Annotated in this window: 10 protein-coding genes; 7 read left to right on the forward strand and 3 right to left on the reverse strand. The window is 65.6% G+C overall.

What is annotated here, in order from left to right; genetic code table 11:
* Positions 1 to 87 precede the first annotated feature (87 nt).
* The gene (locus FXN65_RS10470; protein WP_151133132.1) at positions 88 to 696 is read left to right on the forward strand and encodes a flavin reductase family protein; all 609 of its coding nucleotides are present in this window, start codon (positions 88 to 90) and stop codon (positions 694 to 696) included.
* A 79-nt stretch (positions 697 to 775) separates the two neighbouring features.
* On the opposite strand, the gene FXN65_RS10475 is transcribed toward FXN65_RS10470, so the two are convergent.
* Positions 776 to 3463, reverse strand: a complete 2688-nt coding sequence (locus FXN65_RS10475) for a cation-transporting P-type ATPase (protein ID WP_151133133.1) — start codon at positions 3461 to 3463, stop codon at positions 776 to 778.
* A 261-nt stretch (positions 3464 to 3724) separates the two neighbouring features.
* Here FXN65_RS10475 and FXN65_RS10485 point away from each other — a divergent pair, with 261 nt between their 5' ends.
* The 6 genes from FXN65_RS10485 to FXN65_RS10510 all read left to right on the forward strand — a co-directional run bounded on the left by FXN65_RS10485 (position 3725) and on the right by FXN65_RS10510 (position 12565).
* Positions 3725 to 5689, forward strand: a complete 1965-nt coding sequence (locus tag FXN65_RS10485; RefSeq protein ID WP_151133135.1) for a HAMP domain-containing methyl-accepting chemotaxis protein — start codon at positions 3725 to 3727, stop codon at positions 5687 to 5689.
* A gap of 249 nt (positions 5690 to 5938) precedes the next feature.
* Positions 5939 to 6559, forward strand: coding sequence for a glutathione S-transferase family protein (locus tag FXN65_RS10490; RefSeq protein ID WP_151133136.1), 621 nt, complete (start codon positions 5939 to 5941; stop codon positions 6557 to 6559).
* Positions 6560 to 6676: 117 nt separating this feature from the next.
* Positions 6677 to 7609 carry an ABC transporter ATP-binding protein gene (locus tag FXN65_RS10495; RefSeq protein ID WP_151133137.1) on the forward strand — a complete coding sequence of 311 codons (933 nt, stop codon included), beginning with the start codon at positions 6677 to 6679 and terminating at the stop codon, positions 7607 to 7609.
* Positions 7606 to 8385, forward strand: coding sequence for an ABC transporter permease (locus tag FXN65_RS10500; RefSeq protein WP_151133138.1), 780 nt, complete (start codon positions 7606 to 7608; stop codon positions 8383 to 8385). Before FXN65_RS10495 ends, FXN65_RS10500 begins: the two co-directional genes overlap by 4 nt.
* Before the next feature lie 107 nt (positions 8386 to 8492).
* Positions 8493 to 9509 (forward strand): efflux RND transporter periplasmic adaptor subunit, encoded by a 1017-nt coding sequence (locus FXN65_RS10505; RefSeq protein WP_151133139.1) that lies wholly within the window; start codon positions 8493 to 8495, stop codon positions 9507 to 9509.
* Positions 9506 to 12565, forward strand: coding sequence for an efflux RND transporter permease subunit (locus FXN65_RS10510; protein ID WP_151133140.1), 3060 nt, complete (start codon positions 9506 to 9508; stop codon positions 12563 to 12565). Before FXN65_RS10505 ends, FXN65_RS10510 begins: the two co-directional genes overlap by 4 nt.
* Before the next feature lie 103 nt (positions 12566 to 12668).
* On the opposite strand, the gene FXN65_RS10515 is transcribed toward FXN65_RS10510, so the two are convergent.
* Together FXN65_RS10515 and FXN65_RS10520 are read right to left on the reverse strand one after the other, a co-directional pair.
* The gene (locus tag FXN65_RS10515) at positions 12669 to 13226 is read right to left on the reverse strand and encodes a putative glycolipid-binding domain-containing protein (RefSeq protein WP_151133141.1); all 558 of its coding nucleotides are present in this window, start codon (positions 13224 to 13226) and stop codon (positions 12669 to 12671) included.
* Between the two features lie 80 nt (positions 13227 to 13306).
* The gene (locus tag FXN65_RS10520) at positions 13307 to 13654 is read right to left on the reverse strand and encodes an MmcQ/YjbR family DNA-binding protein (RefSeq protein WP_151133142.1); all 348 of its coding nucleotides are present in this window, start codon (positions 13652 to 13654) and stop codon (positions 13307 to 13309) included.
* Positions 13655 to 13657: the final 3 nt, after the last annotated feature.

Raw genomic sequence — 13657 nt, forward strand, 5'->3', positions numbered from 1 at the left:
TCCGTGGGGCGCGCGGACTTGAGGTGTCTATGTCGTGCCGTCGGTGGCAAGGCATAATCGCCGTTTTCTCCCCGCTGGAGCTTTTCCATGCAGCTCGACTTCTCCCGGCTGGCGCCGCTGGATGCCTATCGCTGGCTGGCTTCCACCATCACTCCGCGTCCGATTGCCTGGGTTTCCACCTTGTCGACGGATGGGGTCAGCAACCTGGCGCCGTTCAGTTTCTTCCAGATCATCAGCGACAATCCGGCGACGCTGCTGGTGAACATCAATACCCGTGGCGACGGGCAGCTCAAGGACACCCTGCGCAACGTGCAGGACACCGGCGAGCTGGTGATCCATCTGGTTTCCTTCGAGCAGGCGGAGGACATGAATGCCAGCGCGGCCCTGCTGCCCCATGGCGAGAGCGAGTTCGAGGCCTGCGGCATCGCCACGGAACCTTCGCTGCGCGTGCGGCCACCGCGCGTGCAGGGCGCGTCGGTGGCCTTCGAGTGCAAGCTGGCGGAAATCCAGCCCTATCCGCGCGCCAATCCCAATTGCCACCTGGTGTTCGCCGAGGTGCTGCTGGCGCACATCGATGATGCAGTGCTGACCGAGGCGGGCAGGGTGGACCCGCAGCGCCTGGACCTGGTAGGGCGTCTGGGCGGCAGCGCTTACACCCGCACCCGTGACACCTTCAACATGGTGCGGCCGACCTGAGCCGCACCACCTGACTTATCTGTAGATCGTCACCAAGGGGCGCGGCCGTCGTTCGCATCGTCACGTTGGTCGATCGGCATCAGGTCAGGGACGGGCGCCCTTTGCGGGCGATGTAGTGGCGCAGCCACTTGTCGGCCTCGGCCACCGCACAGGTGGCGACCGCCGTGGCGAGGCACCAGCCCCAGCCTTCCAGGCTCAGCCCACGGGTGCCGAACAGCGATTGCAGCGCGGGCACGTAGGTGAAGCCCAGTTGCAGCAGCACCATCAGACCCACCATGGCCCAGACCATCGGGTTGTCCCGGATGCCGAAGCGCGCCGGGCCATTCAGGCGCCGGCTGCTGAACAGGTAGCCGATTTCGCCGAACACCAGCGCGTTCACCGCCAGGGTGCGGCTGGCTTCCATGCTCCAGCCGAGCTGCTGGGCGTGAATGAACAGCCCCAGGCTGGCCAGGGTCAGCAGCACCGACACCAGCAGGATCAGCCAGAGCAATTCGCCTGAGAGCAGCGGAGCCTTCGGGTCCCTCGGTGGCCGCGCCATGAGGTCGTCTTCGGCGGGTTCGAAGGCCAGCGCCAGGGCCAGGGTGACCGCGGTGATCATGTTCACCCAGAGGATCTGCAGCGGCGTGATCGGCAGCGTCAGGCCGAGCAGGATGGCGGTCAGCAGGACGAAGGCCTGGGCGCCGTTGGTGGGCAGGATGAAGAGGATGGACTTCTTCAGGTTGTCGTAGACGGTGCGGCCTTCCTCCACTGCGTGGGCGATGGTGGCGAAGTTGTCGTCCGCCAGCACCATCTGCGCCGCTTCCTTGGCAGCCTCGGTGCCCTTGATGCCCATGGCGATGCCGATGTCGGCGCGCTTGAGGGCGGGGGAGTCATTGACGCCGTCGCCGGTCATGGCCACCCGCTCGCCGATCGCCTGCAGGCGCTCCACCAGGCGTAGCTTGTGGCTCGGGCTGGTGCGGGCGAACACGCTGGTCTCGCGGAGCAGGGCATCCAGTTCGGCGTCGGTCAGGTCGTCCAGGTCGGCGCCGGTCAGCGGGGTGCCGGACGGCAGGCCCAGACGTTCGGCGATGGCGGCGGCAGTGGCGGCGTGGTCGCCGGTGATCATCTTCACGTGGATACCGGCGCTGTGGCAGTCCTCGATGGCGAGGATGGCCTCTTCTCGCGGCGGATCCATCATCCCCACCAGGCCCAGCAGCACGAAGCCATTGTCCAGGTCGGCATGGTCCAGCTCGTGCTGGCCGCCGCCGACGGCGCGACGGGCCAGGCCGATCATGCGCAGGCCGGCGGCCGCGCCTTCTTCCAGTACGTCGTCCCAGATGCGCGGGTCCAGCGGCTCGGCGGCGGCATCGCGCCATTGCTGGTCGCAGACTTCCAGCAAGCGTTCCGGCGCACCCACCAGGTAAATCACGCCCTGGCCCTTTTCATCGCGGTGCAGGCTCGCCAGGTAGCGGCGTTCGGAGCTGAAGGGAATGGCGTCCACCCGGGGCTGGCGCAAGGCTTCGTCGCTGGAGTCGAGCTGCAGTTTGCCGGCCAGGGTAAGCAGGGCGGCTTCGGTGGGGTCGCCGGTGATGCACCACTGGTTGTCCACCTCGCAGAGGCTGGCACTGTTGGCCAGTAACCCGGCGCGGGCCAGTTCGTGAAGGTCGTGGGCCAGATCGCCGCCGGGGCTGACATCGCCTTCGGGCGCATAGCCCACGCCGGATATCTCGTAGCGGCGGGCGGCGGTGTAGACACGCTGCACCGTCATCTCATTGCGGGTCAGGGTGCCGGTCTTGTCGGAACACACCACCGTCACCGCGCCCAGGCTCTCCACGGCTGGCAGGCGACGGATGATCGAGCTGCGGCGCGCCATGCGTTGCACGCCCAGGGCGAGGATGATGGTCAGCACCGCCGGCAGGCCCTCGGGAATGGCGGCCACGGCCAGGCCCACGGCGGCCATCAGCATGTCGTCGGCGCTGTAGCCACGCAGCAGGATGCCGAAAACGAAGGTGGCCGCCGCCAGCACCAGGATGATCAGGGTGAGTTGGCGGGCGAAGCGGGCCATGTCCGCCAGAAGCGGGGTCTGCAGCTGCTCCACGGAGCCCAAGAGGTGGCTGATGCGCCCCAGCTCGGTCTCGCCGGCGGTCGCCACCACCAGGCCCACGCCGCTCCCGGCGCTGACCAGGGTGCCGGAGTAGGCCATGCTGTGACGGTCGCCCAGGCTGGCGTCGGCGGTGACGGGACGGCTGGTCTTGTCGGCGGGAAGGGACTCGCCGGTAAGCGCGGCTTCCTCGATGCGCAGGTCGCGGGTTTCCACCAGGCGCAGGTCCGCTGGTACGCGGTCGCCGGCTTCCAGCAGTACCAGATCGCCCGGTACCAGGTCCTCGGCAGGCACCTGGCGCACTTCGCCGCTGCGTTTGACCCGGCTGTCCAGGGTCAGCAGCTTCTGGATGGCGCGCATGGCTGACTCCGCCTTGCCTTCCTGGATGAAACCGACCACGGCGTTGATCAGCACCACGCCGAAGATCACGGCGCTATCGAGCCATTCGCCCAGGGCCAGGGTGACCAGGGTCGAGGCCAGCAATACATAGATGAGCAGGTTGTGGAACTGCAGCAGGAAACGCTTGAGCGGCCCGGCCCCGGCACGTTCGGGCAGGCGGTTGGGCCCGAAGCTGGCCAGGCGGCGCTCGGCTTCCGCCGTGTCCAGCCCGGTTGGCCCGCTATCCAGTCGCTGCAGGCTGTCTTCGACTGTCTGGGCATGCCAATGGGTGGGTGATGGCGCGGTCATGACGTCCTCCTTGGCGAGTCCTGAGTCAAGCCTAGTTCTCAAGCCGAGTTCCTTTATTGGCCTGGGTCAGTTCTCGGTTTTCCGTAGGAAGCATAGAAACTGATCCAGAAACGACCTCCATTTAGCCAAAAACAGCAGGTCAATCCAGCTGGCGGGATTGTGGCTTGTCGCCAGCATCCGGCTGCTCCTATGTTCGTCCTTTCGGGGAAGCGGATGGCAGATCGCGTCCATGCAGTTGTCGCCTTGTGGGGAGGTAGGAGCATGTGGACTGTCTTGCAACACCGGCTGGCCAGCCTGAGTACTGCCAGCAAGCTGATGCTGGGATTCGGCATCGTGCTGGTGCTGACCCTGGTGGTGGCCGCCACCGGCTTCACTGCCCTGCGTGCCGTGGACGACAGGGCCCGTCTGTTGGAAGAGATGCGTGCCATCAGCGGCGATGTGCTGGTGATCCGCCGCACGGAAAAGGACTACGCCCTCACCTCCGACGCCAAGCACGCCGACGCGCTGCGCCAGCAGGCCGAGGCAATCGTCGCCCACAGCGAGGCGCTGGCCGCGCAACTGAGCCGACCGGGGCGCGACGCCCTGGGCGAAGTCACCCAGGCCATGGCCGAATACCGTGGCGCCTTCGAACGCTACGTGGAGCTCACCGATAGCCAGCGTCTGGCCCTGGAAGCGGCCAACTGGTTGGTGGTCAGCGCCTCCAACAGCCTCGATGTGCTGCAGAGCGGCCTTAACGAGGATGGTGTCGACCTGCTGAAAAGCTCGCAGGGTGCCGAAGGTGCCGACCTGGTGACCCAGGGTGGGCAGATCGGTCGCGTCTATCAGTTGCTCCTGCAGGCGCTCAACCAGGCCCGTCTGCGGCTGGAGCAGAGCCGCGGCAGCGAGGACGCCGGTACACCGCAGATCCAGGAAGCCCTGGACGCCCAGAAGCTCGCCGCCGAACTGCGCGACGCCATGCAGGACCCCGGCTACGCCGCCGTGCTCACCGAAGTGATCGGCAACGTCGACTCCTTCAACGAGCGCCTCAAGGATTACACCGCCACCCTGGCCCAGCAGCGCCAGGAGTATGCGAACCTGGCCGCCGGGGCTGATCGCGTGGTGCAGGCGGTGGACCGTGCCTATGAACTGCAGAAGGCCGAAATGCGCGCCCAACAGGACTCCAGCTCGCTGCTGATTCTCTTGGCGGCGGCGCTGGCGCTGGTGATCGGGCTGGCCGCCACGGTGCTGATCAGCCTGCTGATCGTCCGGCCGCTGCGGCGAGTCATCGGCCTGGCACGGCAGATCGCCGAGGGCGATCTCAGTGCCAGCATCGAGGTGCAGCGCCGCGACGAGATCGGCCAATTGATGGAAGCCATGCGGGGTATGTCCGCCAACCTGCGGGACATGGTCGGCCGCCTGCAGGGCGGGGTGGCGCAGATTTCCGCCTCGGCCCAGGCGCTGTCCAGCGTCACCGAGCAGACCCGCGTCGGCGTTAACGGCCAGAAGGAAGAAACCGACCAGGTGGCCACCGCCATGAGCGAGATGGCCGCCACCGTGCAGGAGGTGGCGCGCAACGCAGAGGCCGCCGCCAGTTCCACCGAGGCGGCTGACAACCGCGTCAGCACGGGCAGCCAGGTGGTGCGCCAGACCCTGGAACGGGTCAACCAGCTGGCCCATGCGATGGAGGAAGCCACTTCCAGCATCCAGCGCCTGAGCCAGGACACCCAGAGCATCGGCACCGTGCTGGACGTGATCAAGAGCGTCGCCGAGCAGACCAACCTGCTGGCGCTCAACGCCGCCATCGAGGCAGCCCGCGCCGGCGAGCAGGGCCGTGGTTTTGCCGTGGTGGCGGACGAGGTGCGGGCGCTGGCGCGGCGTACCCAGCAGTCCACCGCCGAGATCGAACGGCTGATCGCCACCCTGCGGGAAGGCGTACGCAACTCGGTGGAGCACATGCAGCAGAGCGAAAGTCTGGTGGGCCTGACCGTGCGCGACGCCAACCTGACCGAGGAAGCCCTGGCCGGCATCGCCGAAGCCGTGACCCTGATCCATCAGATGAACCAGCAGATCGCCGCAGCGGCGGAGCAGCAGAGCGCGGTGGCCGAGGAGATCAATCGCAGCGTCACCAGCATCCGCGACATTGCCGACCAGTCCGCCGAAGCCATGGATGAAACCGCGACATCCAGCGTGCAGCTGGCCCGCCTGGGCCAGGAGTTGCAAGGCATGGCGGGGAATTTCAGACTCTAGGTCTTGCACGAAAAGTGCCTGCGCTCGGTGATGCATCGTTAAAAACCGGTTCGGAATGCTCACTAACAGCTCGTTAACTGCACTTCCTCACCGATTGTTGCCTGACCTTCGCTCGACGATTTTTCGAACAGACCCGGCCGCTGTCCCGGAAGTCCGCTGCGAACGAAAAGATCTGGAGGATTCGGCATTCCGTCGCCTGGCACGTCGCCCTAGAATGGTGCCCCTGTCCAATCGGCCTGGAGTGTCGCAATGCTGAAGATCTGGGGGCGAATCAATTCCACCAACGTGCGCAAGGCGCTCTGGGCGGCGGAGGAAGTGGGTGTCGCCTACGAACAGCGGGATGCCGGTGGCGCTTTCGGGTTGGTCAACGAGCCGGCCTACCGTGCGCGCAATCCCAACGGCCTGGTGCCGATGATCGAGGATGGCGACCTGGTGCTCTGGGAGTCCAACGCCATCGTCCGCTACCTGGCCGCGCGCTATGCCGCAGGCACCTTGTACCCGGAATCCCCGGTGGCGCGAGCCGAGGGTGACAAGTGGATGGACTGGGCCACTTCCAGCTTCGCCACACCTTTCCGTGACCTGTTCTGGGGCACTCTGCGCACGCCGCCGGCAGAGCGCAACCAGGCGCTGATCGACGCCGCGCTGACCCGTTGCGGCGAGCTTCTGAGCATTCCCGACCAGGTGCTGGCCCAGCGTCCGTACCTGTCCGGCGACGCCTTCGCCATGGGCGACATCCCCCTGGGCTGCTTTGCCTATGCCTGGTTCGAGATGCCCATCCTGCGTCCGGAGCTGCCCCACCTCCAGGCCTGGTACGAGCGCCTGACGGCGCGGCCTGCGTATCGCAAGGCGGTGATGACGGCGCTCACCTGAGTCGCCGGCTCGCCGACCCGGCCATTGGAACCTAGGCTGATGTGCAGCGATGCGCGGTTGAATTTGCTGGCATTTAGCCTTATCTAGCCATTTCCCCTTGAAGCAGACGAATCCATCATGAGTTCCGCCCTGTCCATCCGGCAGTTGACCAAGACCTACAGCAATGGCTTCCAGGCCCTCAAGGGCATCGATCTGGAAGTGGCCGAAGGTGATTTCTTCGCCTTGCTCGGCCCCAACGGCGCGGGCAAGTCCACCACCATCGGCATCCTGTCTACCCTGGTGAACAAGACCAGCGGCAGCGTCAGTGTCTTCGGCAACGACCTGGATACATCGCCCTACGCGCTCAAGCGCTGCCTGGGCGTGGTGCCCCAGGAGTTCAACTTCAACCAGTTCGAGAAGGTCTTCGACATTGTCGTGACCCAGGCGGGCTACTACGGCATTCCGGCGAAGGTCGCCAAGGAGCGCGCCGAGCAGTACCTGAACCAGCTCGGCCTGTGGGAGAAGCGCAATTCGGCTTCCCGCGAGCTGTCCGGTGGCATGAAGCGCCGCCTGATGATCGCCCGTGCACTGATCCACCAGCCGCGCCTGCTGATCCTCGACGAACCCACTGCTGGCGTGGACATCGAGCTGCGCCGTTCCATGTGGAGCTTCCTCACCGAGCTCAACGAGCAGGGCATCACCATCATCCTGACCACCCACTACCTGGAAGAGGCCGAGCAGCTCTGCCGCAACATCGGCATCATCGACCACGGCCGGATCGTCGAGAACACCAGCATGAAGGAGCTGCTGAAGAAGCTGCACAAGGAAACCTTCCTGCTCGACCTCAAGGAGCCCCTGGAAGTGGTGCCGCAGCTCAACGGCTACCCGGCCGAGCTGGTGGATGGCCACACGCTGGAAGTGCAAGTGGAGAAGAGCCAGGGCCTGACCGAGCTGTTCCGCCAGCTCGCCGCCCTGAACATCGACGTGCTGAGCATGCGCAACAAGTCCAATCGCCTCGAGGAGCTGTTCGTGTCCCTGGTGGAGAAAAACCTGGCGAAGGTGGCCGTATGAGTTCGGAAGTCTCCGCCAACCTGGTCGCCCTCAATACCATCGTTTATCGCGAAGTCCGCCGTTTCATGCGGATCTGGCCGCAGACCCTGCTGCCCCCGGCCATCACCATGGCCCTGTACTTCGTCATCTTCGGCAACCTGATCGGCCGGCAGATCGGCGACATGGGCGGCTTCAGCTACATGGACTACATCGTCCCCGGCCTGATCATGATGTCGGTGATCACCAACTCGTACAGCAACGTGGTGTCGAGTTTCTTCGGCAGCAAGTTCCAGCGCTCGGTGGAGGAACTCCTGGTGTCGCCGGTGTCGGCGCACACCATCCTCCTCGGCTACACCATCGGCGGGGTGCTGCGCGGGTTGGCGGTGGGGGTGATCGTGACCTTCCTGTCGCTGTTCTTCACCAAGCTCCAGGTGCACCACATCGGGGTGACCGCGCTGGTGGTGCTGCTGACCGCCACCATCTTCTCCCTGGGTGGCTTCATCAACGCCGTCTATGCGCGCAATTTCGACGATATCTCGATCATCCCGACCTTCGTGCTGACCCCGCTGACCTACCTGGGCGGCGTGTTCTACTCGATCAACCTGCTGCCGCCGTTCTGGCAGACGGTGTCCCTGGGCAACCCGATCCTGCACATGGTCAACGCCTTCCGTTACGGCATCCTCGGCGTTTCCGACATCAACATCGGTGTCGCCATCGCCCTGATGCTGCTGACCATGGTCATCCTCTACACCGCTTGCATCCGTCTATTGGTGAGCGGACGGGGCATGCGTCAGTAAGGCGAAACAAGGCGACACAGAGTGGCATTATTTCTGTAATGCCACCGGCGAGCCTGCCGATACACTCGGCAGGCTCCTTTCCTTCCGAATCGTCCCAGAGGCTCCAGATGAAGGTCCGTCGCAGTGTTTGGCTGTTGATCGGGGCGCTTGCCTCGTTGTCCGCCATGGCCCAGGAGGCGCCGCTGGTGGAAGTGGCCGAACCGCAACGGGCGCTGGTGCGGGACGAACTGGTGACCTTCGGCTCCCTGCGTTCGGACGAGTCGGTGATGATCCGCCCGGAAGTGGAGGGCAGGGTGGCCAACCTGCATTTCCAGGAAGGCCAGGCGGTCAAGGGCGGCGACCTGCTCATCAGCCTGGATGACGCCATCGCCCGCGCCGAGCTGGCCCAGGCCCAGGCCAACCTGGACCTGGCGGAAAAGAGCTACCAGCGGGCGAAGATGCTGTTCTCCCGCGGTGCCAGCAATGCCCAGGCCCAGGATGAATCCCTGTCCCAGGAACAGGCCGCCCGCGCCAGCCTGGCGCTGGCCCAGGCGCGCCTCGACAAGACCCAGATCCGCGCCCCCTACGACGGCACCCTCGGCCTGCGTCTGGTAAGCGTGGGCGACTACCTCAGTGCCGGCCAGGACATGGTCAACCTCGAAGTGCTGGACCCGCTGAAGGTGGATTTCCGCGTGCCGCAAAAAGCCGTCAGCCAGGTGAGCATCGGCCAGACGGTGGAGCTGAGCCTGGACGCCTATCCGGGCGAACGCTTCCGGGGTGCGATCATCGCCCTCAACCCGCGCCTGGACGAAGTCGGCCGCAGCCAGGCGATCCGCGCTCAGATTCCCAACCAGGACCACCGCCTCAAGCCCGGCCAGTTCGTGAAGGTGTCGGTGATCCTCGCCGAGCGCCCGGAGGCCCTGCTGATCCCCGAGGAAGCGGTGATGCCCCTGGGGCAACAGCTGTTCGTCAACCTGGTGGTGGACGGCAAGGTGGAGCGGCGTCCCATCAAGATCGGCCAGCGCCTGCGCGGCAAGGCCGAGGTCCGGGAGGGCCTGCAGGGCAACGAGCAGGTCATTACCGCGGGCTGGCAGAAAGTCAGCCCAGGGCTGGAGGTCCGCACCGTAGCGCGGGGTGGTGTATGACCCTCTCGGACGTGTGTATCCGCAGGCCGGTATTCGCCACCGTCCTGTCGCTGATCCTGGTCCTGCTCGGGCTGCTGGCCTACCAGCGGCTGGCAGTACGGGAATACCCCAACATCGACGTGCCCATCGTCACCGTCAACGTGATCTACCCCGGCGCCAGCCCGGAGATCATGGAGTCCCAGGTGGCCCAGCCCATCGAGGACGTGCTGTCCGGCATCGAGGGCCTGGACTTCGTCGCCTCCATCAGCCGTTCGGAAAACACCCAGATCACCGCCCAGTTCCGCCTCGGCACCAACGCCGACGAAGCGGCCAACGATGTGCGCGACCGCCTGGGCCGCGTGCGTGGCCTGTTGCCGGACGAGATCAACGAACCCATCGTGCAGAAGGTCGAGGCCGACGCCCAGCCGGTGATCTGGATCGCCTTCTACAGCGAGCAGCACTCGGCGATGGAGATTACCGATGTGCTGGAGCGGGTGATACGGGACCGCCTGCAGACCATTCCGGGTGTCTCGGAGGTGCAGATCCGGGGTGCCCGGCGTTTCGCCATGCGCATCTGGCTGGACCCGGAAAAGCTCGCCGCCCACGACCTCACCGTGCAGGACGTGGAAGATGCCCTGCGCCGGCAGAACGTGGAGATTCCCGCCGGCCGCATCGAGTCGGTGCAGCGCGAGTTCAGCGTGCTCTCGGAAACCGACCTGCGTACCCCGGAGGAATTCAACGACCTGATCCTCAACGACCAGCGCGGCTACCTGCTGCGCCTGGCCGATGTCGGCCACGCCGAGGTGGGCGCGGCGGACGAGCGCAGCATCGTGCGCTTCAACGGGCGCGCGGCGGTGTCCCTGGGGCTGGTCAAGCAGGCCACGGCCAACCCGCTGGAGATTTCCGACGGGCTCGATGCCGCGCTGCCGGAAGTCCGCGCCCTGCTGCCCGACGGCATGAAGATGACCATCGCCAACGACAGCTCGCTGTTCATCCGCGAGTCCATCGACAACGTCTACACCACCATCTGGGAAGCGGTGGTGCTGGTCATCCTGATCATCTTCCTGTTCCTGCGCTCCCTGCGCGCCACCCTGATTCCCCTGGTCACCATCCCGGTCTCGCTGATCGGTGCCTTCAGCCTCATGGTGCTGCTGGGCTTCTCCATCAACACCCTGACGCTGCTGGCCATGGTGCTCGCCATCGGCCTGGTGGTGGACGACGCCATCGTGGTGCTGGAGAACATCCACCGGCACATCGAAGAGGGCATGTCGCCGATCCAGGCGGCCTACAAGGGCAGCCGCGAGATCGCCTTCGCGGTGATCGCCATGACCCTCACCCTGGCGGCGGTCTATGCCCCCATCGGCTTCATGCAGGGGACCTCGGGCAAGCTCTTCACGGAGTTCTCCTGGACGCTCGCCGGCGCGGTGCTGGTGTCCGGCTTCGTCGCCCTGACCCTGTCGCCGATGATGTGTGGCCGCCTGCTCAAGCCCCACGCGGCGCAGCAGCACGGGCGCTTCTACAACCTGGTGGAAGCCTTCCTCCACGCGCTGACCTACAGCTACCGCCACCTGCTGGAGCGGGTGCTGCGGGCCTGGATGCTGATCGTCCTGCTGCTGGCAGGCATCCTCGTTCTCTGCCTGGTGCTGTTCAGCGGCCTGCGCAGCGAGCTGGCGCCCACCGAAGACACCGGCACCATCGTCGGCTCCATCAACGGCCCCGACGGCGCCACCATCGAATACACCAGCCGTTACGCGAAGATGCTGGAGGAGGCCTACCAGTCGATCCCCGAAGCCAACCGCTACATGGTGGTGGTGGGGTTCCCGACAGTGGCCCAGGGGTTGTCATTCCTCAAGCTGGAGGACTGGGACGCCCGCGGGCGCAGTCAGTTCGAGATTCGCGACGAGCTGTTGCCCAAACTGCGTGATATCCCCGGCGTGCGTGCCTTCCCCATCAACCGGCCGCCCCTGGGGCAGAGCGCCCGCAACCAGCCGGTGAACTTCGTGATCCGCTCCTCGCTGGAGTACAGCGAGCTGCAGACCTACGTCGACCAACTGATGGAGCGGGTGCGCGACTATCCGGGGCTGGAGAGCCTGGACAGCGACCTCAAGCTCAACTCGCCGCAACTCAAGGTCACGGTCAACCGCGAGCAGGCCGTGGCCGTGGGCACCGACGTGGCCGCCATCGGACGCAGCCTGGAAAGCCTGTTCGGCAGCCGCCAGGTCACCCGCTTCAAGCAGAACGGTGAGCAGTACGACGTGTTGGTGCAACTGGCCAACGTCGACCGTAGCAACCCCGACGACCTCAACCGCGTCTATGTGCGTGGCCGCAACGACAGCATGGTGCAGCTGGCCAACCTGATCGACGTGCGGGAAACCGTCGCGCCTCGCGAGCTCAACCACTTCAACCAGTTGCGTGCGGTGACCGTCACCGCCAACGTCGGCTCCAGCTACACCCTGGGTGAGGCCCTGGATCACCTGGAGGACGCGGCGCGCGCGGTGTTCCCGCCAGAGACCCAGTTCGACTACACCGGCACCTCACGGGACTTCAAGGACTCCAGCAGCGGCGTGGCGCTGATCTTCGCCCTGGCCCTGGTGTTCATCTACCTGGTGTTGGCCGCGCAGTTCGAGAGCTTCATCGACCCGCTGATCATCCTCTTCAGCGTGCCGCTCTCCATGGCCGGTGCGCTGCTCGCGCTGACCATTTTCGGCGGCACCCTGAACATCTACTCCCAGGTGGGGATGGTCACCCTCATCGGCCTGATCACCAAGCACGGCATCCTCATCGTCGAGTTCGCCAACCAGCTCCTGCGCCAGGGCATGGATCTGCACGAAGCGGTGATGGAAGCCTCGGTGAAGCGACTGCGGCCTATCCTGATGACCACTGGCGCGATGGTGCTGGGTTCCGTGCCCCTGGCCATCGCCACTGGCGCCGGCGCGGAAAGCCGGCAGCAGATCGGCATGGTGATCGTCGGCGGCCTGCTGGTGGGTACCTTCTTCACCCTCTTCGTGGTGCCGACCCTCTACCAGCAGCTGCGCCGCTGGAAGCCGATCCACAGGCTGGAAACCGCGCCTGCTTGAGGCCTGCGGGAGCGAATTCATTCGCGATTCGGTGGGTGGGGCTGCCGAGCAGCCATTCGCGAATGAATTCGCTCCTACACAAACCTAGCCCTCTGCAGATCAACTACAACCGCTGAAAGAACATCGGATAGCGATTCACCAGCCCGTCCTCATCCAGCGTCAGCACCGCCTCGAAGCCGCTGCCGTCGAGGTTCTGGTAGAGGTAACGGGACTGGTCGAGGCGGGTATAGGCCTGGCGCATGCGCCGCACGGTCAGTTGCGGGGCTGCGACGAAGACCGTCTCGATCTCCCGCCGCTCGCCGGGGTTGAGGAACAGCCGCCAGATGCTCGGGCTGTTGGTGAAGGGCGTAGGCCAGAGGTCCAGGTCGAGGCTGCCGGACAGTTCCGGCAGCTTCTGGCCGTTGCCATCGAGCCAGTGCAGGCCGTCGCGGCGCAGGGTCAGGCTGCGGCTGCCACGTCCGTCGCGCACCGTGGCATTGAACGCCCGGGGCTCCCAGCCTTTCTCGTACTCCAGGGTGTAATTCAGGCGATAGGACTTGCCGTCGTCGTCGAAGGCCAGTATCCCGCCGTCTGCCCGGCGCCCCTCAAGGCGGAAGTCTTCCAGGCCCTGGGCGGGCGCCCGGTTGTTCCAGAGATGGGTCCAGAGGGCGGTGGTTCTCATCGATTCAGGTCTCTTGGCGTTTGGTTGGCGCAGGTCGATGGATAAAAGGTAGCAACTGGTCGGGCGGCGGTTCCCCCGGGTCAGTCCAGCAGCAGGCCAACCTGCCGGATCTTCGGCAAGCGCGCCACCACCAGCTGGTGCGAACGGGTGATCAGCTCGCGCAGCTCATCGTCGCCCATGGGGTAGGGCTGCTGCATGGCGATCCAGTGGGCGCGGGCCAGGTAGGGGGCGGGACTGATGCCGGGGCGGTCGACGTAACCGAGGAAGAGGTCCTTGTCGACCTTGAAGGCCAGGCCATCACCCAGGAAGTCGAGGATGGCGAACATCTTGTTGCCGGTGATGGAAAACACCCGGTTGCTGCCCCATTTGAGGTCCTCCCGGGCGCCGGGCAGTTGCAGGCAGAAGGCGGCGACTTGGTCGGGGGTCATGGC

This window comes from Pseudomonas lalkuanensis, from assembly GCF_008807375.1.
Taxonomy (GTDB): domain Bacteria; phylum Pseudomonadota; class Gammaproteobacteria; order Pseudomonadales; family Pseudomonadaceae; genus Metapseudomonas; species Metapseudomonas lalkuanensis.

Excerpts from the sequence above, each read along its gene's own strand:
- FXN65_RS10515 (WP_151133141.1), bottom strand. The coding sequence starts at position 13,226 with ATGAGAACCACCGCCCTCTGGACCCATCTCTGGAACAACCGGGCGCCC.
- FXN65_RS10485 (WP_151133135.1), top strand. The coding sequence starts at position 3,725 with ATGTGGACTGTCTTGCAACACCGGCTGGCCAGCCTGAGTACTGCCAGC.
- FXN65_RS10495 (WP_151133137.1), top strand. The coding sequence starts at position 6,677 with ATGAGTTCCGCCCTGTCCATCCGGCAGTTGACCAAGACCTACAGCAAT.
- FXN65_RS10470 (WP_151133132.1), top strand. The coding sequence starts at position 88 with ATGCAGCTCGACTTCTCCCGGCTGGCGCCGCTGGATGCCTATCGCTGG.
- FXN65_RS10500 (WP_151133138.1), top strand. The coding sequence starts at position 7,606 with ATGAGTTCGGAAGTCTCCGCCAACCTGGTCGCCCTCAATACCATCGTT.
- FXN65_RS10520 (WP_151133142.1), bottom strand. The coding sequence starts at position 13,654 with ATGACCCCCGACCAAGTCGCCGCCTTCTGCCTGCAACTGCCCGGCGCC.
- FXN65_RS10510 (WP_151133140.1), top strand. The coding sequence starts at position 9,506 with ATGACCCTCTCGGACGTGTGTATCCGCAGGCCGGTATTCGCCACCGTC.
- FXN65_RS10505 (WP_151133139.1), top strand. The coding sequence starts at position 8,493 with ATGAAGGTCCGTCGCAGTGTTTGGCTGTTGATCGGGGCGCTTGCCTCG.
- FXN65_RS10475 (WP_151133133.1), bottom strand. The coding sequence starts at position 3,463 with ATGACCGCGCCATCACCCACCCATTGGCATGCCCAGACAGTCGAAGAC.
- FXN65_RS10490 (WP_151133136.1), top strand. The coding sequence starts at position 5,939 with ATGCTGAAGATCTGGGGGCGAATCAATTCCACCAACGTGCGCAAGGCG.